The following is a 23686-nucleotide window of genomic DNA, read 5'->3' as shown; positions in this document are numbered from 1 at the left end:
ATTCAATTAAAAGGTAATTGCATTAAGCATTTAAGTTAAGTATAATTACCAGTTACATTTATATCAAATTTAATCATTTTACGAATAATGTCTTATTTAAGCTTTATACTTTTTTAGCTGCAAATTATAAGATTTTTTTGAAATAGAACTAACTATTCCGGCAAAAATCTTATTAATTTTCGCTTAAAAATACTCAAAATCTAAACAATTAAAATTTTGTTCACAGAGCCTAGTTTAATTATTGATAATCAAAATATCATTGTCATTCAGTTATTACATGGTAGGCTACAAACTGTAAATGAGCTAACTTTATTAAATGGTGCTAATAAAGCACTAGGCAATGAACTGATTCAATTCCAAGAAGCTGAGCTAATTGGTTCTAATAAATAACCTCAGTTTGATGTAAGAGGAAGGTTGAGATTGTTTAATTTTCCAAAAGCTACAGAAATTTTATTAGGCTTAAAAACATAGGCAAGCAGTCCAGCTAATACGTTAGTTTGAAAATTCATAACAGATCTATGGCTTGTATGGTCTATATGACAAAGGTTTTTTAGTTGATCGTTAATGGTTTCAATAATATACCTTTTATTTAAAAACCGCTTTTTAATAGGATCTATTATTCTTTCTTTCATATTACTTTTAATTTTTGTTATTAGTTCTAAACCTTGATTAGCAAGGGATTGAGTGAGTTTTTTACTGATATACCCACGATCACCAAAAAGCCAGCCTTGTAATTTATCTACTAAATTTTCTACCACTGCTCTATCATCAACATTTCCTGGAGTTAAAGAAAAACTCATAATCTCTCCGCAACTGTTAATGACAATATGTAGCTTACAACCAAAGAACCACCCAGTGGAAGTCTTACCTCTTTTTGCTATGTCTTTGAATACTTTATGTCTATTAATTCTTAAATTATGGCAAGCAGGAAGTTTAGTAGAGTCGATATAATATTGACCAGTTTGTTTTCCTGATAGGCTTTTTAGCAGTAACACCATGGGCATGAAGCTCATTGGCATTAACTGAACAAAACGACTATAGCTCACAAGTTTTGGAAATTCCTTTCTATAACTTTGACATAGGCAGCATAAATAAAAATCTTTAAAGGTACGGTAGTGACTCAAGTGAAACATTACTATAATAGTAATAATCTCTGAGAGTCCTATATATAGTACCCTACAATTTTGAGAAGATGAAGAAGAATGGTTGATTTAGAGTGGTGTGAAGTAGTATAAGGTAGGTATTTTTATAACAAAATGCATAATATAATACTTCAAGAATTGATTTTATATATAGACGGAAATAAATCAAGATTAAAATGTTTGGTTGGTATGGTAATTAGTTTGCTGACGGGCAGCTCAATTTATCAAAAAGGTTTAGCACTTGGTATTTTAGGTGATGCTAAAGCGACGTCAAAAACTCATAGAATTTATCGTTTTTTAAAAGATTTTAATTTTGATTATATGAAGGTTGGCTATTTGCTATTAAGCTTTTTTGCTTCAAAAAATTATGTCGTAGCAATGGATAGGACAAGTTGGAAATTTGGTAAATCCGATATTAATATTTTATTTTTAGTAATGGTAATTGGTAAAATATCGGTGCCAATATTCTGGAAGACTTTGTCGCATGGTGGCGGGTGTTCTGCAGAATTTATGAAGGAATTTTTACAGAAATTTATTGTCCCAAAATTTGGTTAAAACCTCCGGCTTCAGCCGGAAAAGACTTCAGTCCTTGTTCTAAAATATTTCAATTTACTAATGTTATCATATATATTATTCTCTGAATAGAGAATAATATATATGACTGATTATAGTAAGTCTAGCCACACCGTATTTTACCACCGCTTCCATATCGTTTGGATTACTAAGTATCGATACAAAGTACTCACAGGTAACCTCAGGATTAGAATTAGAGAAATTATTGCTCAGGTAGCAGAATATCTTGGTATCAAAATCATCAATGGAATATTATCTGCCGATCATGTCCATATTATGGCTGAAATTCCACCTCATATATCCATTAGTCAGTTTGTTAAAGCAGCTAAAGGACGTTCATCATATAAAATTCAGCAAGAATTTCCTGAAATTAGAAAAACTTACTGGGGACGCCACTTTTGGGCTAGGGGCTTCTTTAGCTCAACCAGTGGTAATGTCACTGATGATATAATCAATAACTACATTAACAATCATTCAGATGCACATCAGCCTAATAATGTAATGAATATCTCTTTAGAGTAAATCCGTGACTTCTAGTCGCAACTTCAACCTACCAGCTTCAGCTGGTTAGTTATTGAGTTTTAGTAATGGTAATTGGTAAAATATCGGTGCCAATATTCTGGAAGACTTTGTCGCATGGTGGCGGGTGTTCTGCAGAATTTATGAAGGAATTTTTACAGAAATTTATTAATAATTTTGGCGTTGAAAGAATAAAATATTTGCTTGCTGATAGAGAATTTATGAATAAAGAATGGTTAGACTTTCTGATAAATAACCATCTAAAGTTTGTTATTCCATTAAAAATGGATCATAAAATTCGTCTTACAAAAGGTTTAAGAACTTTAACCATTGAAAGAATATTTAGTGATGTTAAAGCCTTAGAGTATAGGGCTTGTAGTGGTATATTATGGAATAGAAAGGTTAATTTTACCGCATATAGAAATGATAAGAGCGAGCTGATGGTTCTGGTGTCTTCAATTGAAATAGAGCAAGATATTTTTGCTTTATATAAATTTTGTTGGAGTGTTGAACGACTATTTTTGCACCTAAAAAGCGGTGGTTTTGATATTGAAAAAAGTCACATTGTAAAATTGGATAGATTTGAAAAATTATTAGTGATAACTGCTATTGCTTCAGCTTTAATAGTCAAAAATGGAATAATACAAAATGCCTTAAATCCCATCCGAATAAAACGGTACAAAACCATTGAAAGACAATTGTTTTCATTATTTACCTATGGCTTTGATCATATCAAAAATGCTTTTTATCAATCTACAACAGCCATAACGCAGTTAATATCCACATTATTAATACCTCCCAAACAAAAACTTTTTTCTATCCTAATACCATCTTTACAAAAATTGTAGGGTACTATGGACAACGTCCCCAACTTCTCATCAATTGACTATAACTGTTTTAGTCAAATTCCTAATACCCCATGTATTAACCCAGATTATATACCTATTGGCATTAGAATGCCTGAAGATGATGAATATTTTTATGTAAGAAAAAATGAAACTAGTCCGGTGAGCCGTTATAAGAAAACCTTAACCTGAATATTGCATGAAAGAATAGAGACAAAACCCTTGTAATACTATATAATATCAGTGTTAAAAGAAGATTACATAGAGGGTTTTGCCATGACAAATTGTACAGGATTAATTTACCAATCGAAAGTAAAAAATCGTCAAATAGAAATAAATTTCACAGGAGGTAATATTAGTAGCGATGGAGGTGTATTATTGCTAAGAGAAGCAGATAAAAGACTTGGTCTAACTAATGAACTGGCTAAGATTTTTCCTGATAAGCGAGATTCTGATAAAATTACTCATACTATTTTAACAATGCTCAAACAGCGTATTTATGGTATTGCTCTTGGTTATGAAGATTTAAATGATCACGATAATTTAAGAAAATGTCCAGCTTTGCAAACAAGTATAGACACACTGGACGATATGGCTAGTAGCTCTACTTTATGCCGTAAATAATGTAAAATATATAGTCGGAATAGCCCAAAATACTAGACTCAACAAGCTGCTTGAGCCATTGATGCAACAATCTAACGAAGCCTTCACAATTAGCAAAGAGAAGCAACGCTTTTTTAGTGAATTTAAATATAAAGCTGATAGCTGGAGTCGTCATCGTAAGATAGTTGGTAAAGCAGAAGTAATTAGCCTTGGTGAGAATCCAAGATATATAGTAACTAATTTAGCAGGTAAGCCAGAAGATTTATATGATAAAAATTACTGTGCACGTGGAGATATGGAAAATCGTATAAAAGAGCAACAGTTAGAGCTATTTGCCGATCGCACTTCATGCCATAAATGGTGGGCTAATCAACTCAGACTAATTTTGTCAAGCCTTGCCTATACATTAGTAGAATATATACGTGATAAGTTTTTACAAGGTACTGAATTAGCTAAAGCCTTGGTAGGAACGGTGCGTTTAAAATTGTTCAAAATTGGAGCAGTAATTATTAGAAATACTAGGAGCATTAAATTCTTGTTGTCTTCATCTTATCCTTACCAACATATATGGGATAGTGTTATGAAAAAATTAGCTATAGAATAAGCTAATATGGTACTGTCCCCGGTACAATAAAAAATGGGGGTAAGGGGGGATTCTATCTTAAATCAGGAAGAATTGCATATCTAGACATAATTTAAGTGAAAATTAACATATCCATTACCACTTATAAGCGATATTGCCATTTTATTTTTATAAATACCACCTTCATGCAATATCCAGGCTAGCTTGGTAGGTCGAGGTTACGAAGCCACTATATCTCTTTAGAACAACAGAAAAAATTATAATTGGAAATATATAAGACTCGATTGATTTATATAGGGTTGTAACTTAAATGTAACAAAATACTTATTATTTTAAGAAGCATATAATAAATTATTTACTAGTATTTTAATTTTTAGTTTAATATACTTTATAATTAAAATAATGTAATAGGTAGTTATATGGAAGATATTAATGATTAGGAAACAAAATACGAAAATTGCAAATATGCTGAAGGGTTACTAAGTAAACTATCTGATACCAATTGCAATAATTAACACGGTGTGTTTATCCAGTCTCTATACATAATTGATTTTACTAAATCTACATTATGAGCAAATTGATTCCAAGCGTAACAAGCCATAGTGACGATATCTTCATATACACCATAACATTGGTTAGACAAGAAATGATTTTTGATCCATTCCCAAACTTGTTCCATTGCATTAAGTTCCGGTGCATAGGGCGGAAGCGGTATCAAAGTGATATTGCTTGGCACAGTTAGTTTTTTGGCTGTGTGCCAACCTGCATTATCCGTTAGTAAAGCTATATGTCGGTTGCCTTGAATACTGCGAGAAAGCTCTTCTAAGAATTTATTCATTGCCTGTGTGTTTGCATATGGTAAAATTAATGCAAAAGCTTCTCCTGTATCATGGCAAGCAGCTCCATAAATATATGTTGAAATGAATTGCTGTTGCCGAACTTTACGGGGTCTAGTGCCACGCTTAGCCCATATACGAGTTAAGCTACCTTGTTGCCCAACTCGAGTTTCATCCTGAGACCATATATCAACTTTACATCTATCGATATTTTTTGGTAATAATTTTGTTAACATGTCTGGGAAGTTTTTTTATATGTATTTTGAGTCTCTTGATTTGACTTTGGATGCATTGAACGAGAAGTAATCCAGCTAAAACCAAGGCGGTGCATAGTATTGTAGACTGTTTTTAAAGCGCATTTAGCACCATATTCCTCAAGTAACATGATATGTAGCTCCTTTCCAGTTATATACCCACCAGTTTTACTTTCACTGAGCGTATTGATTTTATCAAAAAGAGCAGACTCTTGTATAGTGTTAATCTTCCTAGGGGCGCCGCTTCTTTGTGATTCAAATAATCCTTCAAAACCATGATTCCTAAATCTTCTGAGCCATGATTGCACAGTTTTCCAGTGTGACTTCACTATTTCAGATATGGCTTTTAAAGATTTGCCTAATTGAAGGTGATACATCGCCAATAAACGTATACGATTTCGACCATGCGGCTCATGTTTCATCATTTTTATAAAATCATGACCATGAAAACCTTGTGGTAATATTAACCTAGCCATTTGAGTACCTTTATCAGTTAAAAACCCATTTTACACCACTGCGTTAATTATTGCAATTGGTATGAGTTAAACCAACAAGTAACTATACCAGTCAATATTTATGAGATTACAAAAGGTATATATTATGCCAAAGAATATCATGGTAGCCAAATGCGACAATCCGGCGATCCATATTACTCCCATCCGATAGAGGTGGCGTATATGGTTGCTGAATATACCGCACTAAATATGCCAAAATATTACAGAACTGATATGATCATTACCAGCTTACTACATGATACTATTGAAGACACAACTCTCACAGAAGATATGATTGCTAGGGATTTTGGTGAGCAAATTGCTAATCAAGTGGTAGATTTGACTAGGGTTAAATCTTATGGGAAAATTAGTGCAGCAGATACATTGAATATATTATATTCTCAAAATAAGAAAGATATTTTAAGACTCAATAACTAACCAGCTGAAGCTGGTAGGTTGAAGTTGCGACTAGAAGTCACGGATTTACTCTAAAGAGATATTCATTACATTATTAGGCTGATGTGTATCTGAATGATTGTTAATGTAGTTATTGATTATATCATCAGTGACATTACCACTGGTTGAGCTAAAGAAGCCCCTAGCCCAAAAGTGGCGTCCCCAGTAAGTTTTTCTAATTTCAGGAAATTCTTGCTGAATTTTATATGATGAACGTCCTTTAGCTGCTTTAACAAACTGACTAATGGATATATGAGGTGGAATTTCAGCCATAATATGGACATGATCGGCAGATAATATTCCATTGATGATTTTGATACCAAGATATTCTGCTACCTGAGCAATAATTTCTCTAATTCTAATCCTGAGGTTACCTGTGAGTACTTTGTATCGATACTTAGTAATCCAAACGATATGGAAGCGGTGGTAAAATACGGTGTGGCTAGACTTACTATAATCAGTCATATATATTATTCTCTATTCAGAGAATAATATATATGATAACATTAGTAAATTGAAATATTTTAGAACAAGGACTGAAGTCTTTTCCGGCTGAAGCCGGAGGTTTTAACCAAATTTTGGGACAATAAAACTCTTTGATCGACTTCATAACATGCAAACTATTGGTGCAAAATCTCCTGAGAAGATTAAGAAGATAGTTGGTGAAACAGTACAGAGTTTTCTAGCAGTATGCACTTATTTTGGCTATATAAAATTGGAGAACCATTTGTATGAATTATGCTATAATTCTATATGTAGAGAATATAACACAAATAAGCTAGAAATTACTTATTAAACATTGCGTAACTTCTCCAACATTTCAAAATGACGCAGACCAAATCCATATGCCACAAGGAAAGGCACAAATAATATTACTATGCCCCAATTACCAAAAGAATCTATTAAATAGATTAGCCCAAAAGACGTAATAATATACATTGTTGCCCGTATCACAGCAAATGAGATACTAACACATCTAACACATCTAAAACGTTTAAATACAGGAAATTGCTTATAAAATATTGGTACTGCTGGGAATGTTCCTGTTTTAAGTAGCAATATAAAAAACTGCAATAATAATAAATAAAAAGGCGATGGGATACTAGTCAATATATATGGCACAAATATAATAATACTAGCACAAATTATTAATTTCGTTTTTAAAATTTTTAGTGGGCATATTTTATAACTCAAATAAGCATATAGAATACCGGTAAGTAACTCTTCTATTGCAACGAACAAGTTATGTCCAATAATTTGTTCAGCACTATAATTGAAGGTGTTTTTAAGTATACTGCCACAATATACATATAGCAAATAAAACCAAATTGGTCCAGTCGATTCAATTGCTAAATAAGCTAATATAGTTTTTATGTTAACTTTTTCATTTAGCATTTCTTGATTAGTAATATCCTTTTTCTCTAAACCGAAAGTTTTAAGTTTATTTAGCAGCCTTCTGGTTGCATCAGCAAATTCTGGTGTTTCTCTCAGTCGCGTTCTTGCTATAGCTCCCACCAAGGCAATCACTGTACCAAATAAAAAAGCATATCGCCAATTAAAGCCACGTGAAGTAACCAACGTTGCAATACCTAAAGCGAACACTGCCCCTAAATCAGCAAATATAGAAGTAATAGCAACAACAGGATATTGCAGTGATGGCTTGGTTGTTTCCGTTAAATATAATTGAGCTCCTATTACTTCTACTAAAGATGACATACCTTGCATTATTCAACAAATAGTGATTAATATCGAAGCGGTAATCCCAATTTGGGCATAAGTCGGCAAAATAAACATCAGCAAACAAGAACATGCCATCATGAAAGTTGTGACAACTAGTGTAGCTTTGCGACCTACTTTATCACCCATCCAACCAAATAGCAAAGCACCAATTGGTCGAAAAACAAAAGTAGCACAGAAAGCAAAAGCTGACAGCAGAGTTGCAGTATGAGGATCAGTTTTTGGAAAAAATAACTCATTCAACAATACTGCCATATGGACATATAACATTAAGTCAAAATATTCGAGGAATGTTCCTATTGATAGTAAACCAACAGCTTCTTTTTGTTCTTTGCTAAGGCTAGTTTGCTGATCAGGGATAATCCTGGTATTTTTTTGAACAAGTTCACTCATAGTTGCTCTGATTTTGTTATTGACTTCTGATAGCTCATATTTTTCCAATATTTTGTGTTAATATATTTAGTATATAATATTTTATCACTGCACTAAGTGATATAAGAAAAATAATTATAAATTTAAGTTCAAATAACAAATTTCTAGTTGTAACAATATCACGATCTTAATATGGCATTAAAGTTTTATAGCAACTTGAGAAAATAAAAGACGAGGTTGTAACTTAAATGTAACAAAATACTTATTATTTTAAGAAGCAAATAATAAATTATTTGCTAGTATTTTAATTTTTAGTTTAGTATACTTTATAATTAAAATAATATGGTGGATATTAAAATGGAAGATATTAATAATTGGGAAGTAAAATACGAAAATTGTAAATATGCTGATAGGTTAGTCAATAAATTATCCGAGCTGAACCAACAAGTAACTAACCTGAATATTGCATGAAAGAATAGAGACAAAACCCTTGTAATACTATATAATATCAGTGTTAAAAGAAGATTACATAGAGGGTTTTGCCATGACAAATTGTACAGGATTAATTTACCAATCGAAAGTAAAAAATCGTCAAATAGAAATAAATTTCACAGGAGGTAATATTAGTAGCGATGGAGGTGTATTATTGCTAAGAGAAGCAGATAAAAGACTTGGTCTAACTAATGAACTGGCTAAGATTTTTCCTGATAAGCGAGATTCTGATAAAATTACTCATACTATTTTAACAATGCTCAAACAGCGTATTTATGGTATTGCTCTTGGTTATGAAGATTTAAATGATCACGATAATTTAAGAAAATGTCCAGCTTTGCAAACAAGTATAGACACACTGGACGATATGGCTAGTAGCTCTACTTTATGCCGTTTAGAAAATAAAGCAGATCGTGGATTTGCTCTTAAAGCTCATAAGGTGATGATTGACAAGTTTGTCGAATCTCATAAAACCGTGCCGAAACAATTAATACTTGATTTTGATGCCACTGATGATGAAATTTATGGCAATCAAGAGGGGAAGTTTTATAATGGATATTATCGTCATAATTGCTTTCTACCTTTATACGTCAATTCGGGATAAGGATATTGTGAACATGTAGATTAAAATCAAATTTTGTTGAAGGTTTATTTTTCTTTAATGAGTAAGCAACAAGAGTAGATAATATATGGACAAAGGCATTTATTGGTGATCTATGTCTAGTATGTTCAAGGTTCATTTTATTTTTTAGATAATCAAAAACTGTTTCAATTAAGTTACGCTTTCGAAGTAAGATTTTTTCTTTCAAATCCATTAATTTATTTTCCATATTCTTCTTAATTCCATGAATCATTTTTAAGCCTCTTTCATATAAATTTAAGAACAAATTTTGCTTAATATAACCTTTATCAGCTGCTATAATTCCAGTTAATCTTTTTGTTAACTCCGGTACTGGAACCCTATCATCTACATTGCCTTTGGTCACTTTTAATGCCATAAACTCCCCTTTATTATTGATTATTACATGTAATTTAAAACCATAAAAATACCCCATAGAGGATTTACTATGTTTGGCTAATCCTTTAAAAACTTTATTGCTATAACGCCTTTTATTGTGACAAGCTTTAATCGTTGTAGAGTCAATAAAATAAATACCTGTTTCCTCACCAAACAACAAATGAATCAACATATTTAGCGGTATGAATAATCGTGCCATTAATTCAACAAATCTATTATAACTCAAGGCTTTGGGAAAATCATCCTTATGCATGCACTCTATATAACTTTTATAGAAAAATTTAAAATTCTTAGCATAGGATGTATGAAACATAATTATTATTGTTAACATTTCACTTAGACTCATGCTACAACAGCGATTTCTTTGCTTATTTGATGGTAATAACTTTCTCTGTTCATACTCCAAATAAATTTTACAAAAATCATCTATAAAACTATATAATTCTGTGATACCAATTGCAATAATTAACGCAGTGGTGTAAAATGGGTTTTTAACTGATAAAGGTACTCAAATGGCTAGGTTAATATTACCACAAGGTTTTCATGGTCATGATTTTATAAAAATGATGAAACATGAGCCGCATGGTCGAAATCGTATACGTTTATTGGCGATGTATCACCTTCAATTAGGCAAATCTTTAAAAGCCATATCTGAAATAGTGAAGTCACACTGGAAAACTGTGCAATCATGGCTCAGAAGATTTAGGAATCATGGTTTTGAAGGATTATTTGAATCACAAAGAAGCGGTGCCCCTAGGAAGATTAACACTATACAAGAGTCTGCTCTTTTTGATAAAATCAATACGCTCAGTGAAAGTAAAACTGGTGGGTATATAACTGGAAAGGAGCTACATATCATGTTACTTGAGGAATATGGTGCTAAATGCGCTTTAAAAACAGTCTACAATACTATGCACCGCCTTGGTTTTAGCTGGATTACTTCTCGTTCAATGCATCCAAAGTCAAATCAAGAGACTCAAAATACATATAAAAAAACTTCCCAGACATGTTAACAAAATTATTACCAAAAAATATCGATAGATGTAAAGTTGATATATGGTCTCAGGATGAAACTCGAGTTGGGCAACAAGGTAGCTTAACTCGTATATGGGCTAAGCGTGGCACTAGACCCCGTAAAGTTCGGCAACAGCAATTCATTTCAACATATATTTATGGAGCTGCTTGCCATGATACAGGAGAAGCTTTTGCATTAATTTTACCATATGCAAACACACAGGCAATGAATAAATTCTTAGAAGAGCTTTCTCGCAGTATTCAAGGCAACCGACATATAGCTTTACTAACGGATAATGCAGGTTGGCACACAGCCAAAAAACTAACTGTGCCAAGCAATATCACTTTGATACCGCTTCCGCCCTATGCACCGGAACTTAATGCAATGGAACAAGTTTGGGAATGGATCAAAAATCATTTCTTGTCTAACCAATGTTATGGTGTATATGAAGATATCGTCACTATGGCTTGTTACGCTTGGAATCAATTTGCTCATAATGTAGATTTAGTAAAATCAATTATGTATAGAGACTGGATAAACACACCGTGTTAATTATTGCAATTGGTATGATATCTTTTTTCATGCCTGTAGTTTGTTTTTTTGTTTAAAAATATAAATACTGCAGGCACTCCTTTTTGACAATCCTTTTATCTATTACTATTTCATCTATATCTTATCCCGAACTGACGTTTTATATGTTTTTTGTGGAAAAAAGCTGTTAGTAAGCAATCTTCGCAGCTCAAAGCTAGCCTGGATATTGCATGAAGGTGGTATTTATAAAAATAAAATGGCAATATCGCTTATAAGTAGTCATGGATATGTTAATTTTCACTTAAATTATGTCTAGATATGCAATTCTTCCTGATTTAAGATAGAATCCCCCATAGTACCCTACAATTTTTGTAAAGATGGTATTAGGATAGAAAAAAGTTTTTGTTTGGGAGGTATTAATAATGTGGATATTAGCTGCGTTATGGCTGTTGTAGATTGATAAAAAGCATTTTTGATATGATCAAAGCCATAGGTAAATAATGAAAACAATTGTCTTTCAATGGTTTTGTACCGTTTTATTCGGATGGGATTTAAGGCATTTTGTATTATTCCATTTTTGACTATTAAAGCTGAAGCAATAGCAGTTATCACTAATAATTTTTCAAATCTATCCAATTTTACAATGTGACTTTTTTCAATATCAAAACCACCGCTTTTTAGGTGCAAAAATAGTCGTTCAACTTTGCTATTAGGCTAAGAAAAAGCAAGAAAGTCAAGCATTTCAACGGTGGCAAGATGAAGTTGAATAAATGTTTTGCCGATATGCAAATAGGTAACACTAAAACTATAGAAAGCAAAATTTACAATGGTATGGCAATTAAAATAACTTGTTTGCAATTAGAAAGAGAGCAACTATTTATTGCTAGTAATGTCCTTATTGGTGAATGTGCTTTGCTAGCATATAAGCAAAGGTGGAGCATTGAGCGATCTTTTCTGTCTCTCAAATCATCTGGATTTAATATTGAAGATACCCACATTACAGATCAAAAAAAGCTAGAAAAACTATTTGCAATAGTATCTTTATCCTTAGCTATTTGCGTGCTTGCTGGTGACATTAAGAACAAAATTTATCCTATAAAGATCAAAAAACATGGTCGTAAATTATACTCATTATTTACTTATGGATTTGATTGGATAAAAGATTATTTTTATAACTCGTTAAGTGATACCCCTGCTATGTTGTTTTCATTACTACGAAAACACATTATGATTGCTTTTCAACTTCAACAATAACTGTGGGGTACTATGACGTTTGCTATATAACCTCACTATTTCCGCTCCCTTATATTCATCAGAACTTAAGTTAGTTACCAATATCCAAGGTTCTTTTGCAGCTTTGTTATATGAACCATTTGCTGTTTTACTGCTAGTACGATTCCTGCTAACCTTCTGCACTCGACCCTTAGGGACTTTGCAAGTTGTAACCATTCTGCAGGAATATTTATGAGCTTTGGTTAGCAGAATCGTACCACATTCCATCGTTTTTGAACCAATTGATGGCATGAAATTTTCAACTGATATCCAATCCTCATTCTTAGCTAATTTTAAATCTTTTCCTTGTCGTACCCGACACACCCAACTCCACCCTTGTTTTTCTATTTCCTTAAACCATTCAATATGAAAGCCAGCGTCCATAATCACAATAACCCTTTTTCCATCAGGTATTATACTCTTTAATTTATTTAGAAATTCTACCGTTCTGCCCTTTAATTCACCTTCTTCAAACACATCTTGATACAAAGGTAAACTCATCCCTCTTGTACAAAATTGAGCACTTAGCATTTGTGCCATGCGATCATCTTTAAGATAACATAAATCAATCACAACACTGTCATCATTAGAATGCTTGATAAACTCAAATATGAAATATGATAAAGCACTATAGAGATTATCAACCTCGTTATATAAATGTTTGTTACCTATACATCTATCAACTTTTTTTATTTTATGTTTTACTTTACTATCACCACTCAAGTTCCTGCCAATTGCACTCAAAGACAAATTCTGACTATATCGCAAGCCTTCTGCAACATCAAGTAACGCATTTAAACGATTATTATGTATAAAAGGACAATGTTCTTTTATTACTTCATTTAATACTGTTTTTACATCCATAACTATACTAATTCTCATGGATTGCTTCGTCGCTACTAAAGTAGTTCCTCGCAATGACGCTTATCGGTCAGCTTTTTTACTCATCATAAGGAAATAAATAAAAAATTGTAGGGTACTATGGTCTTAGATTCCCGCCTACGCGGGAATGATAATAGTGGACGGAAATGATAACTTGCAACTAGGGGATGACATCTTTTTGTTTAAATATAGTCAACTTCTCATCAATTGACTATACCAAAAGCCCTAAATATAAATATTATCTCATCGGCTGCTTCTTTTAGATAATCGAAACGACCAGAAGAACCTTTATGCCCTGAATCCATATTAGTTTTTAGCAATAATATGTTATTATCTGTTTTTGTTGCTCGAATCTTTGCTGCCCACTTAGCTGCTTCCCAATACCCAACTCTAGGGTCGGAAATTCCAGCCGTGATAAATAGACTCGGGTAGTTTTGAGCTTTTATATTATCATACGGAGAATAAGACTTAATATAGTTAAAATAATCTAGCTCTTTAGGATTACCCCACTCCTTAAATTCACTAGGGGTTAATGGCAGTTCTTCATCGAGCATAGTATTTAATACATCAACAAAAGGCACATGGGCAAGAGCCGCTTTAAACAACTCTGGTTGTTCATTAATGACCGCTCCAATTAACATCCCTCCTGCACTTCCCCCACAAATTACTATATTACCCTGGCTAGTATATTTTTCTTTAATTAACTGTTTAGCAGAAACAATAAAGTCATCAAAAGTTATTTTTTTATTGAGGAATTTAGCAGCTTGATACCAATCATGCCCAAGATCGTCTCCACCTCTAATATGAGCAAGAGCATAAACAAACCCACGATCTACAAGAGAAATAGCGGTGTTCCTAAAGGATACTGGTATGCTGATACCATATGAACCATAACCATATAAATATAAAGGATTCTTCCCATCCTTGTTAAACAACGATTTTTTATATAATAAGGTAATTGGTACTTTAACCCCATCATTATCAGCAAATATTCTTTCTACCATATATTCTTCAGGATTAAAGCCACTTGGTATTTCTTGCACTTTCAATATTGATAGTTGCTCACTGTTAAAATCATAACTATAAGTGCTGTTCGGTCTAGCAAGCGAAGAATAATTTACTCGAATATCATCTTCATCAAAATTAGTAGATAAGGCTGAAGCAGTAAAAGCAGCATCCGGGAAATGAATAATTTTTTCATTCTGCTCTTTAAGATGCTTTATTTTAATAACTGGCAATCCTTGATCACGATAATTAACTATTAAATAATTGTTAGTAATATTAAAACTAGCTAAATATCTAGTTGGGTCTTCTGGTATATAATTATTTTCCCATAAATCATTTCGAAAATTACGCACATTTACTAATACTATGCGAAAGTTTTTTGCCCCTTCATTGGTATTAATATAAAAATTATCACCATTATGCTCAACATCATAAAAAACTCCTCCTTTTAGAGGTCTAATAAGCTTAGGCTGAAAGCTATGATCAGACATTTCTATAGCATATGTTTCATTTTCATTATGACCAGATACATCAACGAAAATATATTGTCGACTGGATGACTTACTAACGTTCAGCTGATATAATGAATCTGTTATCTGATATACTAACTTGTCATTGGAAGTGATATCTCCTAAAGAGTGAAACATTAATTTATCATGACGAAAATTTTCATTAATCGGCATATAAAATAACCCTTTCAGATATTCATGCCAAATTATATTGCGACTCACATTATGTATTTCATCTGGTAAATATTCTTTGGTCTTTAAATTATAGACTTTAATTGTATATTTTTCATCACCAGTGAAATCAACACTATAAGCTAGTAGCGTATGATCGGGGGAGATTGATGCTAGACCTAGATCAGTAAATTTATTATCTTTGGCAATAACATTGATATCTAATATAATTTCTTCCGGAGCATCCATTGACCCAATTTTTCGGCAATATATAGGATATTCAGCATTTTCTTCAGTTCTGGTATAATAATAGTAATTATCTTTTTTTACATAAGTTGACTGATCAGCAAGTTTAATTCTGCCCTTTAACTCCTCAAATATTTTATCTTTTTCTTTTTGTAATGGCTCAAAAAATTGCTCGGAATATTTATTTTCTGCCTGTAAATATTCTATGATTTTTTTATCGCTAACATTAGGCCATTCGATATCTCTAAGCCAGTTATATTGATCTGTAAATTTTTGACCGTGCAATGTAAAATTGTAATTAATTTTATTAGCTATAGGTGGCTGCATTTTGCCCTCATTTAGTGCTTATTATTATAAAAGTAATTAACGATATAATTACTACTAATAGACTTGTTGATTGATTATGCAAAGATTTTATCTTACGTAAAGCATTTTTTTCTACTCTTTTCAAAATAGGGTATTCCGCCCCTAGTCTATCATTAAAATCGTGTCCCACTAAGTGATATTTGTAATAAATACGACGAAAATTATTTTCAACAAACTGAAATAAATCTAAATTTATGTTAGCAGTTGAACGTCTAGAAATTTTTTTACTAAAAACCACACCAAGCAATATACCTATTATTATTATTACTACTTGCTTTACTATATCCAACCAATTTATATCAAGTGTCTCAACAGGATAAGATGACCATACTAATTTTAAGCCTTGCTCTAAAAAGAAATTAGTTGCCAATACAAACGATAGCATGACCAATAAGCTGACTCTGCTCAAAATATTCACTATAGGGTAAAAGTCATTAATCAGATATTTGTATTTAACCATAGAAAATAAAGCTGCACATGTTATAATTTTTAACAGGAAAATAGCATAATAATGAATATCCTGATCCAAAACATTGGTCACAATAATTTTGCTAACAAAACTAGCAAGAGGAGGTAAGGCTATAATGAATAATACACTAACTATTAAACTACCAAGCAATAAAGGGCTTCTCCATGAGTAAAGCCCTTTTATCTCAGAGCAATTTTCTACATTACCTTTATCTATTAATATAGCAACATATAGACCAAATAAAGCTTTATACAATATATGGACAAAAAGAAAAACTATGATTCCTAAATTTGCTTGTTGAGATTTTGTGCCAATGGCAATCACCATGAATCCAAGCTGAGAAACAGTAAGATAACAGACTAATCTTTTGATGTTATCTTCTATACAAGCATAAACCCCACCATATATAATCATTAATAATCCAAAGAATTTAAGTATTTCTAAACCACTAAATAATTTAAGAAGTATAATGATCGATATTTTACTAGTAAAGCTGGTTAAATATATCATCCCTGAAGTTGAGGCAAATGGATAACAATTAACAATCCATCCGGAAAAAGGTATGCTCGCTACATTAATTAAGCAACCACTAAGTATTAGAACATAAAAGATAAAAGAAGCATCTCTGTTCTCTATCAATTGGCTAAGAGAAATAATTTGTATGTTAGAACTATTGGTGATTATATAACTAATCCCTATTAAGATAAGACTACCACTTATAAGATGCGTAAGGAAATACTGTCTTGCCGCCCTAATACTATTTTTACAATTACCGTAAAAAATTAACAAAGTGGCACATATCATCATCATTTCTAGAGCAACAAACATCGAGATAAAATCCCCAGCAAATAAACAGATCAAGGAAGCTGCTGAGTATAAACTACCTATCAATACCTCAAATTTCCTGTTTTGGCTAATGGCATATAGGTTAGTCACCAACGTTATCGCCATAAAAGCAAGTGCTATTAATTTATTTTCATTACTAAAATTAATAATAAAACTATTATTATACAGATTAATTACCGCCTCATTTTGGCTGTTAATTAATAATATACCAGCAACTATTGGATAGATTATTGAGGTAATATAAAATGTCTTTCTAAATTTAAAATAGAGAAACAGGATAAACAAAAGAATAAGTAAGGTAGGGTAAATCATCATTAATTCTAATTATTGTTTTATAAGGATTATAGCTAACCAGGATAATATTTATTGTAAGTTGTCATTTCCGCGTAGTAAATTATCATTCCCCTCCGTCCCCTTGTCATTCTTAGCAACAGCGGGAATCTGGATACCTGCTTACGTAGGTATGACACTAAATAGAGTAGGTATAACACCTTGCAGGGAGACAAAACAAGATTGCTTCGTTCGGACTCCGTGCCTGCTCGCAATGACGTTTTTATGCTGTTTAATACTTACAGAATAAAAATTATAGGGTAAAATATAAAAATAATTCCATATTCACCTATCAAATTATTACCTCTATTAAATTTTAGGTGGTATATCAAAAGTATGGAATGGTGGAGGAGAAGAGACTGTCCACTCAAGAGTATTAGCCCCATCGCCCCAAGGATTATTTAGGCATTTTTTTCCGTATTTCAGAGTGTAAATAACAATGAATACAAAGTAAAGAGCCGCAATAAAGGAAATAACTGCTCCGATAGATGATACCATATTCCAGCCGGCAAAAGCATCCGGATAATCCGGTATTCTTCTTGGCATCCCAGCTAATCCAAGAAAATGCTGAGGGAAAAATGTCAAATTAACGCCGATAAACGTAATCCAAAAATGAATTTTGCCCATCATTTCAGGATATTGTCTTCCTGACATTTTACCAAACCAATAATAGAATCCAGCAAATGCAGTAAATAAAGCCCCAAGCGACATAGTGTAATGAAAATGTGCTACCACATAGTATGTATCATGTAAAATTCTATCGATTGCCGAATTTGATAATATTATGCCGGTAACTCCACCAATAGTAAATAACAAGATAAACCCTATGGAAAATAACATAGGGGTTTCAAAAGTAATTGATCCTCCCCACATTGTAGCAATCCAGCTAAATATTTTAATACCAGTAGGCACCGCGATAATCATTGTACCAGCGGTAAAATAGATTAATGTATTGTATGAAAGACCAACAGTAAACATATGATGAGCCCAAACTATAAAACCGACAAACCCTATAATTACCATAGCTACCACCATACCTAAATAACCAAATACCGGCTTACGAGAGAAAGTAGAAAGAACCTGACTAACTATCCCAAACCCCGGCAATATTACGATATATACTTCTGGATGACCAAAAAACCAAAATAAATGCTGAAATAATACTGGATCTCCGCCCCCTTCAGGTTTAAAGAAAGTAGTACCAAAGTTTCGATCAGTTAATAACATGGTTATTGCACCACCTAATACTGGAATTGCTAGTATCAGCAAGAAGGCAGTAACCAGAATTGACCAAATAAATAGAGGCATTTCAAATAACCCCATACCATCGGTTCTCATATTAAAGATAGTAACAATCATATTGATTGAACCAAGAATAGAAGAAAGCCCTGTAATATGTAAACTTAAAATAGCCATATCGACTGCCGCCCCAGGATGTCCGACTAGAGTACTTAGAGGGGGGTAAAGCGTCCAGCCAGTACCTACACCACCATCAACAAAAGCCGAAAGCATTAATAACATAAAAGCAGGAACAAGCAGCCAAAAACTTATATTATTTAGCCTTGGAAAAGCCATGTCTGGTGCACCTATTAAAATTGGTACAAAGTAATTACCAAACCCACCAAATAAAGCTGGCATAATCATGAAAAATACCATAATTATCGCATGAGCAGTAATTAATACATTATATAGTTGGTAATTTGCCCCTAATATATGCCCACCGGGCATTGCTAATTCTAGCCTAAAAATAACAGAAAATAACCCTCCAATGATCCCAGCAAATATGGCAAATATAATATACATTATGCCAATATCTTTGTGATTGGTAGAGAAAATCCATCTTTTTATACCTTTAGGGGTTTGGTGATGATCTGTTATTTGGTTCATAAATTATCCTTTTCTATCTAACTTCAGCAGCTTGTAGCTTATCTTTATCATTATAAACTTTATGAATTATTCGTTCATAATAATATTATCATTCCAATTAATATCATTATTATCGCAAATTACATCTGTAGATGATACATTTAATATTTTTGGTGTCTTTAGATATTTAATCTCTTCAACTAACGTGGTTGCCATAACCACTTCCACAATCATCTAATGTAATATTTGAGTAATGAGGATTATTGCATTTATCATAGATATAGGCAATTCCATCTTCTGAGGCAACCACTGTTCCATCTAAGGAATCTGGCAAACTTGCAAAATCCAAAGCAAATTTTATTGCATCATGAGAATAGCTTCTACCCATCTGTAAACTTCCTTGTATACACTTTATTTTATGATTCTTTTGAAATGGAAAAGCTAACTTCATTTTTGCCAATAATGGAGTTTTCTCGCACTTAAATCTTGCCCCTTGTTTCAAGTCTTGATCTCTAGGGATACTAGGAATATATCCTTGTGGACATGATATGTAAATGACATCATTTGCTGAAGCGACTAAGCTCACTGTAATAAATATCAAATGCAAAGCTATTAAATATGCTGGTTTTTTCATAGTATTTTTTAAGTTTTATTTACGTTATATCCCTAGGCTCTGTGAACAAAATTTAAATTACTAGATTTCGACTCTTTTTAGCTGCAAATTATAAGATTTTTTTGAAATAGAACTAACTATTCCGGCAAAAATCTTATTAATTTTCGCTTAAAAATACTCAAAATCTAAACAATTAAAATTTTGTTCACAGAGCCTAGTAGACAAATACATGTTATTACTTACAACTTTTAAGTTGCTCAATATCTGCTCCTACTATGACCTTGATATTTCTAGTAATTTTATCATAATCCCAATTCCACCATTTTATTTGTACTAACTCATTGATTATATCATCGGAGAATCTTTTTTTAATAATTCTACTAGGATTACCTGCAACGATAGAGTAAGGATGTACATCCTTAGTAACCACTGCATATGCTCCAATAATTGCTCCGTCTCCTATTGTTACTCCCGGCATAATGACTGCATTAGTACCAAACCACACATCATTACCAACTATTGTACTCCTTCCTTTATTAGGAGTTGGTGTATAATTATTCCAACCTTCGAAAATAAAAAATGGATAAGTAGAAAAACCATCCATTGGGTGATTAACATCATCTGCAATAAAAATAGTTCCTTTAGCAATAGCACAAAACTTACCAATAATTAATTTACACTGATGATATCCTACAACGTTATTACATTCAAAATGTTCTGGATATCGGTGATCATGATAATAAGTATAATCACCTACCATTATGTTAAGATTATGAATAAAATGTTTTAAAAATACAATTTCTTTAACCTGCTTTGGGTAAATATGTGGATAAAGATTATTATGGCTTACCATATAGCTCTCGTTCATTTAGTTAATGTCATCCTTGCTCGACTTAGTGTCATACCTGCGTAGGTTATTATCCCTGCTTCGCTGCGGGATCTTAGATTCCCGCCCACGCACATAGGCGTCAGTTTAAGGAAAATAAGATGAAAAATATGTAGGAAGATACGACTTAAGATTGTATAAATGAGGATTCACAAACAACTAATAAGGCATCCTCAAAATGAGTATACAAGAAATAGTCAAAAAAATAAAAGGTTTTTTAATACCAGCTCAATTAAAAAAACTTGCTAAAGAACAGAAAATGATAATAAGAGAACGTAAAATTACAGCAGAGTCAATAGTACAAGCTACTCTTCTTGCATCTGTAAACTCGATAATCAAGTTTTTTGCAGAACTTATAAATAGTAGGTTGTTTGAAGGAAATTTGAATATATCCGAGTATAGTACCCTACAATTTTGAGAAGATGAAGAAGAATGGTTGATTTAGAGTGGTGTGAAGTAGTATAAGGTAGGTATTTTTATAACAAAATGCATAATATAATACTTCAAGAATTGATTTTATATATAGACGGAAATAAATCAAGATTAAAATGTTTGGTTGGTATGGTAATTAGTTTGCTGACGGGCAGCTCAATTTATCAAAAAGGTTTAGCACTTGGTATTTTAGGTGATGCTAAAGCGACGTCAAAAACTCATAGAATTTATCGTTTTTTAAAAGATTTTAATTTTGATTATATGAAGGTTGGCTATTTGCTATTAAGCTTTTTTGCTTCAAAAAATTATGTCGTAGCAATGGATAGGACAAGTTGGAAATTTGGTAAATCCGATATTAATATTTTATTTTTAGTAATGGTAATTGGTAAAATATCGGTGCCAATATTCTGGAAGACTTTGTCGCATGGTGGCGGGTGTTCTGCAGAATTTATGAAGGAATTTTTACAGAAATTTATTAATAATTTTGGCGTTGAAAGAATAAAATATTTGCTTGCTGATAGAGAATTTATGAATAAAGAATGGTTAGACTTTCTGATAAATAACCATCTAAAGTTTGTTATTCCATTAAAAATGGATCATAAAATTCGTCTTACAAAAGGTTTAAGAACTTTAACCATTGAAAGAATATTTAGTGATGTTAAAGCCTTAGAGTATAGGGCTTGTAGTGGTATATTATGGAATAGAAAGGTTAATTTTACCGCATATAGAAATGATAAGAGCGAGCTGATGGTTCTGGTGTCTTCAATTGAAATAGAGCAAGATATTTTTGCTTTATATAAATTTCGTTGGAGTGTTGAACGACTATTTTTGCACCTAAAAAGCGGTGGTTTTGATATTGAAAAAAGTCACATTGTAAAATTGGATAGATTTGAAAAATTATTAGTGATAACTGCTATTGCTTCAGCTTTAATAGTCAAAAATGGAATAATACAAAATGCCTTAAATCCCATCCGAATAAAACGGTACAAAACCATTGAAAGACAATTGTTTTCATTATTTACCTATGGCTTTGATCATATCAAAAATGCTTTTTATCAATCTACAACAGCCATAACGCAGCTAATATCCACATTATTAATACCTCCCAAACAAAAACTTTTTTCTATCCTAATACCATCTTTACAAAAATTGTAGGGTACTTATATCTTTAAATTATGATATAAGTAATGGTAAGAGGGTGATTTGAGGGGTACTTGATTGAGATAATCGAGCATAGAATAAGTACCCTCTTACAAAGTTTGCTTTGAACAAATTGCAGAAGGTGTTGGAAGTAGCAGCCTTGCACAATAAGACGAAGGAGATTATATCATGAGTAAAATAATAGGTCTAGATGTAAGTAAACAATGGCTTGATATATGTGTATATAATACAAGCGATAAACCTAAATATCATCGTTTTGCCAATGATGCAGCTGGTCATGAAGAGGTGATTAAATTAGCAAAAGAGCAAGAGATTAAGCTAATAATATGTGAACCCACTGGAGGATACGAAGCTGAGATTTGTCAAAAGCTGTATAATAATAAGCAACAAATACATAAGGTCAATACATATAGTTTTAATTCTTTTAGTAAATCGGTAAATTTGTGTAAAACTGATAGGAAGGATGCATTTAAATTAGCATATTATGGTGATAAGATGCAGCTTTCAGCGAATTATATATATCAAGTTGAATCAGAGAATTTGAAGAGATATAAGCAAAGACGAGAAGATTTAGTATTAATGCTTAGCAATGAAAAGAAAAGACTACATCATAGTATTGATGGTATTGATAAAGATAGTATAGAAAAACACATTAAATTCTTACAAAATGAAATAGCTGAGCTTGATAAGAAGTTAAACAAAACAATAGATGAGTCAGAAGAGTTAAAAGAGAAGGTAAAAATATTAGAGACTGTACCTGGTATTGGTAAATGTTTGGCTACAAAACTAATTAGTTTTGTACCTGAATTAGGGGATAAAAATTATAGTAGTAATGAATTGTCAGCAATTGTGGGGATAGCTCCGTACGCCCGTGATAGTGGTAATAAGCAAGGACGAAGATTTATTAGGGGAGGCAGAAAAATACCACGGGATGCTTTATACATGGCGGTATTAACTGGCAAAAATGGTTTTCAATATTTAAAAACTTTATACAATAGGCTTGTTAATAATTTTAAACCTAAGAAAGTTGCGATAGTTGCTTGTATGCGTAAGCTACTTGAAGTTTGCCATAAACTTATTCAACAAAAACGTTGTTTTATTATTTAGATAAATATTTTTTTGAAAATTTAGATAAAAGATAATTGCTATGATATCCGAGTCA

General features: G+C 32.2%; 27 protein-coding genes and 1 pseudogene. 14 read left to right on the top strand and 14 right to left on the bottom strand.

Annotated features, from left to right (window positions below; genetic code table 11):
• Positions 1–216: 216 nt before the first annotated feature.
• Positions 217–390: a GTA baseplate fiber-binding domain-containing protein gene (locus tag NBW66_RS06775; RefSeq protein WP_250312095.1), complete on the top strand. Its 174-nt coding sequence runs from the start codon at positions 217–219 to the stop codon at positions 388–390.
• A 2-nt stretch (positions 391–392) separates the two neighbouring features.
• Here NBW66_RS06775 and NBW66_RS06770 read toward each other — a convergent pair.
• Positions 393–1175: pseudogene (locus tag NBW66_RS06770) on the bottom strand (IS982 family transposase); the annotation flags it as partial.
• 81 nt (positions 1176–1256) lie between these two features.
• Here NBW66_RS06770 and NBW66_RS06765 point away from each other — a divergent pair.
• The 5 genes from NBW66_RS06765 to NBW66_RS06750 all read left to right on the top strand — a co-directional run bounded on the left by NBW66_RS06765 (position 1257) and on the right by NBW66_RS06750 (position 4286).
• Positions 1257–1697, top strand: coding sequence for a hypothetical protein (locus tag NBW66_RS06765; protein WP_250311257.1), 441 nt, complete (start codon positions 1257–1259; stop codon positions 1695–1697).
• Between the two features lie 102 nt (positions 1698–1799).
• On the top strand, positions 1800–2237 hold the full coding sequence (tnpA, locus tag NBW66_RS06760; protein WP_250310592.1) for an IS200/IS605 family transposase: 438 nt from the start codon (positions 1800–1802) through the stop codon (positions 2235–2237).
• A gap of 65 nt (positions 2238–2302) precedes the next feature.
• A complete protein-coding gene (locus NBW66_RS06755; protein ID WP_250312093.1) occupies positions 2303–3082 on the top strand; it encodes a transposase in 780 nt (259 codons plus the stop codon).
• Between the two features lie 240 nt (positions 3083–3322).
• Complete coding sequence (locus NBW66_RS14990) at positions 3323–3703, top strand: transposase (RefSeq protein ID WP_410525824.1); 381 nt, start codon at positions 3323–3325, stop codon at positions 3701–3703.
• Positions 3669–4286, top strand: coding sequence for a transposase (locus tag NBW66_RS06750; RefSeq protein ID WP_410525826.1), 618 nt, complete (start codon positions 3669–3671; stop codon positions 4284–4286). Before NBW66_RS14990 ends, NBW66_RS06750 begins: the two co-directional genes overlap by 35 nt.
• A 490-nt stretch (positions 4287–4776) precedes the next feature.
• Here the strand turns inward: NBW66_RS06750 and NBW66_RS06745 are convergent, their stop codons facing one another.
• Together NBW66_RS06745 and NBW66_RS06740 are read right to left on the bottom strand one after the other, a co-directional pair.
• Positions 4777–5337, bottom strand: a complete 561-nt coding sequence (locus NBW66_RS06745) for an IS630 family transposase (protein WP_250310543.1) — start codon at positions 5335–5337, stop codon at positions 4777–4779.
• On the bottom strand, positions 5331–5831 hold the full coding sequence (locus NBW66_RS06740; RefSeq protein ID WP_250310542.1) for a helix-turn-helix domain-containing protein: 501 nt from the start codon (positions 5829–5831) through the stop codon (positions 5331–5333). Before NBW66_RS06740 ends, NBW66_RS06745 begins: the two co-directional genes overlap by 7 nt.
• A gap of 27 nt (positions 5832–5858) precedes the next feature.
• Between NBW66_RS06740 and NBW66_RS06735 the strand changes: the two genes are divergently transcribed.
• Positions 5859–6287 carry an HD domain-containing protein gene (locus NBW66_RS06735; RefSeq protein ID WP_348539291.1) on the top strand — a complete coding sequence of 143 codons (429 nt, stop codon included), beginning with the start codon at positions 5859–5861 and terminating at the stop codon, positions 6285–6287.
• Positions 6288–6332: 45 nt separating this feature from the next.
• Here the strand turns inward: NBW66_RS06735 and tnpA (NBW66_RS06730) are convergent, their stop codons facing one another.
• The 3 genes from tnpA (NBW66_RS06730) to NBW66_RS14790 form a co-directional block, all read right to left on the bottom strand.
• A complete protein-coding gene (tnpA, locus tag NBW66_RS06730; RefSeq protein ID WP_250312091.1) occupies positions 6333–6770 on the bottom strand; it encodes an IS200/IS605 family transposase in 438 nt (145 codons plus the stop codon).
• A 327-nt stretch (positions 6771–7097) separates the two neighbouring features.
• Entirely contained in the window at positions 7098–8021 is a 924-nt protein-coding gene (locus NBW66_RS06725) for an MFS transporter (protein WP_348539288.1), read from the bottom strand.
• A gap of 12 nt (positions 8022–8033) precedes the next feature.
• A complete protein-coding gene (locus NBW66_RS14790; RefSeq protein WP_348539287.1) occupies positions 8034–8483 on the bottom strand; it encodes an MFS transporter in 450 nt (149 codons plus the stop codon).
• Positions 8484–8925: 442 nt separating this feature from the next.
• On the opposite strand from NBW66_RS14790, the gene NBW66_RS06720 reads away from it, so the two are divergent.
• Complete coding sequence (locus NBW66_RS06720; RefSeq protein ID WP_250312090.1) at positions 8926–9510, top strand: transposase; 585 nt, start codon at positions 8926–8928, stop codon at positions 9508–9510.
• Here the strand turns inward: NBW66_RS06720 and NBW66_RS06715 are convergent.
• Positions 9497–10387: an IS982 family transposase gene (locus NBW66_RS06715; RefSeq protein WP_348539290.1), complete on the bottom strand. Its 891-nt coding sequence runs from the start codon at positions 10385–10387 to the stop codon at positions 9497–9499. The genes NBW66_RS06720 and NBW66_RS06715 overlap by 14 nt on opposite strands.
• Positions 10388–10436: 49 nt before the next feature.
• On the opposite strand from NBW66_RS06715, the gene NBW66_RS06710 reads away from it, so the two are divergent.
• Together NBW66_RS06710 and NBW66_RS06705 are read left to right on the top strand one after the other, a co-directional pair.
• Complete coding sequence (locus tag NBW66_RS06710; RefSeq protein WP_250310542.1) at positions 10437–10937, top strand: helix-turn-helix domain-containing protein; 501 nt, start codon at positions 10437–10439, stop codon at positions 10935–10937.
• The gene (locus tag NBW66_RS06705) at positions 10931–11491 is read left to right on the top strand and encodes an IS630 family transposase (RefSeq protein ID WP_250310543.1); all 561 of its coding nucleotides are present in this window, start codon (positions 10931–10933) and stop codon (positions 11489–11491) included. Before NBW66_RS06710 ends, NBW66_RS06705 begins: the two co-directional genes overlap by 7 nt.
• Positions 11492–11830: 339 nt before the next feature.
• Here the strand turns inward: NBW66_RS06705 and NBW66_RS06700 are convergent, their stop codons facing one another.
• On the bottom strand, positions 11831–12157 hold the full coding sequence (locus tag NBW66_RS06700) for a hypothetical protein (RefSeq protein WP_250310575.1): 327 nt from the start codon (positions 12155–12157) through the stop codon (positions 11831–11833).
• Positions 12158–12226: 69 nt separating this feature from the next.
• On the opposite strand from NBW66_RS06700, the gene NBW66_RS06695 reads away from it, so the two are divergent.
• On the top strand, positions 12227–12724 hold the full coding sequence (locus tag NBW66_RS06695; RefSeq protein WP_250312088.1) for a transposase: 498 nt from the start codon (positions 12227–12229) through the stop codon (positions 12722–12724).
• On the opposite strand, the gene NBW66_RS06690 is transcribed toward NBW66_RS06695, so the two are convergent.
• The 6 genes from NBW66_RS06690 to NBW66_RS06665 form a co-directional block, all read right to left on the bottom strand.
• Positions 12683–13606 (bottom strand): transposase, encoded by a 924-nt coding sequence (locus NBW66_RS06690; protein ID WP_250312087.1) that lies wholly within the window; start codon positions 13604–13606, stop codon positions 12683–12685. The genes NBW66_RS06695 and NBW66_RS06690 overlap by 42 nt on opposite strands.
• 221 nt (positions 13607–13827) lie before the next feature.
• Positions 13828–15882 carry a S9 family peptidase gene (locus NBW66_RS06685; RefSeq protein ID WP_250312086.1) on the bottom strand — a complete coding sequence of 685 codons (2055 nt, stop codon included), beginning with the start codon at positions 15880–15882 and terminating at the stop codon, positions 13828–13830.
• 7 nt (positions 15883–15889) lie between these two features.
• Positions 15890–17551 (bottom strand): proton-conducting transporter transmembrane domain-containing protein, encoded by a 1662-nt coding sequence (locus tag NBW66_RS06680; protein WP_250312085.1) that lies wholly within the window; start codon positions 17549–17551, stop codon positions 15890–15892.
• A 324-nt stretch (positions 17552–17875) separates the two neighbouring features.
• Entirely contained in the window at positions 17876–19453 is a 1578-nt protein-coding gene (ctaD, locus tag NBW66_RS06675) for a cytochrome c oxidase subunit I (protein ID WP_250312084.1), read from the bottom strand.
• Between the two features lie 175 nt (positions 19454–19628).
• A complete protein-coding gene (locus tag NBW66_RS06670) occupies positions 19629–20066 on the bottom strand; it encodes a hypothetical protein (RefSeq protein WP_250312083.1) in 438 nt (145 codons plus the stop codon).
• Positions 20067–20280: 214 nt separating this feature from the next.
• On the bottom strand, positions 20281–20898 hold the full coding sequence (locus tag NBW66_RS06665; RefSeq protein ID WP_250312082.1) for a CatB-related O-acetyltransferase: 618 nt from the start codon (positions 20896–20898) through the stop codon (positions 20281–20283).
• 211 nt (positions 20899–21109) lie between these two features.
• Here NBW66_RS06665 and NBW66_RS06660 point away from each other — a divergent pair, with 211 nt between their 5' ends.
• The 3 genes from NBW66_RS06660 to NBW66_RS06650 all read left to right on the top strand — a co-directional run bounded on the left by NBW66_RS06660 (position 21110) and on the right by NBW66_RS06650 (position 23631).
• Positions 21110–21349, top strand: coding sequence for a hypothetical protein (locus NBW66_RS06660; RefSeq protein ID WP_250312081.1), 240 nt, complete (start codon positions 21110–21112; stop codon positions 21347–21349).
• A 68-nt stretch (positions 21350–21417) separates the two neighbouring features.
• Positions 21418–22518, top strand: a complete 1101-nt coding sequence (locus tag NBW66_RS06655; protein WP_250310546.1) for a transposase — start codon at positions 21418–21420, stop codon at positions 22516–22518.
• 174 nt (positions 22519–22692) lie between these two features.
• Positions 22693–23631: an IS110 family RNA-guided transposase gene (locus NBW66_RS06650; protein WP_250310767.1), complete on the top strand. Its 939-nt coding sequence runs from the start codon at positions 22693–22695 to the stop codon at positions 23629–23631.
• The last annotated feature ends 55 nt before the right edge of the window (positions 23632–23686 follow it).

Origin of the sequence: Rickettsia endosymbiont of Oedothorax gibbosus, from assembly GCF_936269705.1 — a bacterium.
In the GTDB taxonomy this organism is placed as follows: domain Bacteria; phylum Pseudomonadota; class Alphaproteobacteria; order Rickettsiales; family Rickettsiaceae; genus Tisiphia.
The sequence above is the reverse complement of the archived record's forward strand: the minus strand, read 5'-3'. Positions and strand labels throughout refer to the sequence as shown.

Excerpts from the sequence above, each read along its gene's own strand:
- NBW66_RS06765 (WP_250311257.1), top strand. The coding sequence starts at position 1,257 with ATGCATAATATAATACTTCAAGAATTGATTTTATATATAGACGGAAAT.
- tnpA (WP_250310592.1), top strand. The coding sequence starts at position 1,800 with ATGACTGATTATAGTAAGTCTAGCCACACCGTATTTTACCACCGCTTC.
- NBW66_RS06755 (WP_250312093.1), top strand. The coding sequence starts at position 2,303 with ATGGTAATTGGTAAAATATCGGTGCCAATATTCTGGAAGACTTTGTCG.
- NBW66_RS06745 (WP_250310543.1), bottom strand. The coding sequence starts at position 5,337 with ATGTTAACAAAATTATTACCAAAAAATATCGATAGATGTAAAGTTGAT.
- NBW66_RS06740 (WP_250310542.1), bottom strand. The coding sequence starts at position 5,831 with ATGGCTAGGTTAATATTACCACAAGGTTTTCATGGTCATGATTTTATA.
- tnpA (WP_250312091.1), bottom strand. The coding sequence starts at position 6,770 with ATGACTGATTATAGTAAGTCTAGCCACACCGTATTTTACCACCGCTTC.
- NBW66_RS06725 (WP_348539288.1), bottom strand. The coding sequence starts at position 8,021 with ATGTCATCTTTAGTAGAAGTAATAGGAGCTCAATTATATTTAACGGAA.
- NBW66_RS06710 (WP_250310542.1), top strand. The coding sequence starts at position 10,437 with ATGGCTAGGTTAATATTACCACAAGGTTTTCATGGTCATGATTTTATA.
- NBW66_RS06705 (WP_250310543.1), top strand. The coding sequence starts at position 10,931 with ATGTTAACAAAATTATTACCAAAAAATATCGATAGATGTAAAGTTGAT.
- NBW66_RS06695 (WP_250312088.1), top strand. The coding sequence starts at position 12,227 with ATGAAGTTGAATAAATGTTTTGCCGATATGCAAATAGGTAACACTAAA.
- NBW66_RS06690 (WP_250312087.1), bottom strand. The coding sequence starts at position 13,606 with ATGGATGTAAAAACAGTATTAAATGAAGTAATAAAAGAACATTGTCCT.
- NBW66_RS06685 (WP_250312086.1), bottom strand. The coding sequence starts at position 15,882 with ATGCAGCCACCTATAGCTAATAAAATTAATTACAATTTTACATTGCAC.
- NBW66_RS06680 (WP_250312085.1), bottom strand. The coding sequence starts at position 17,551 with ATGATGATTTACCCTACCTTACTTATTCTTTTGTTTATCCTGTTTCTC.
- ctaD (WP_250312084.1), bottom strand. The coding sequence starts at position 19,453 with ATGAACCAAATAACAGATCATCACCAAACCCCTAAAGGTATAAAAAGA.
- NBW66_RS06670 (WP_250312083.1), bottom strand. The coding sequence starts at position 20,066 with ATGAAAAAACCAGCATATTTAATAGCTTTGCATTTGATATTTATTACA.
- NBW66_RS06665 (WP_250312082.1), bottom strand. The coding sequence starts at position 20,898 with ATGGTAAGCCATAATAATCTTTATCCACATATTTACCCAAAGCAGGTT.
- NBW66_RS06660 (WP_250312081.1), top strand. The coding sequence starts at position 21,110 with ATGAGTATACAAGAAATAGTCAAAAAAATAAAAGGTTTTTTAATACCA.
- NBW66_RS06655 (WP_250310546.1), top strand. The coding sequence starts at position 21,418 with ATGCATAATATAATACTTCAAGAATTGATTTTATATATAGACGGAAAT.
- NBW66_RS06650 (WP_250310767.1), top strand. The coding sequence starts at position 22,693 with ATGAGTAAAATAATAGGTCTAGATGTAAGTAAACAATGGCTTGATATA.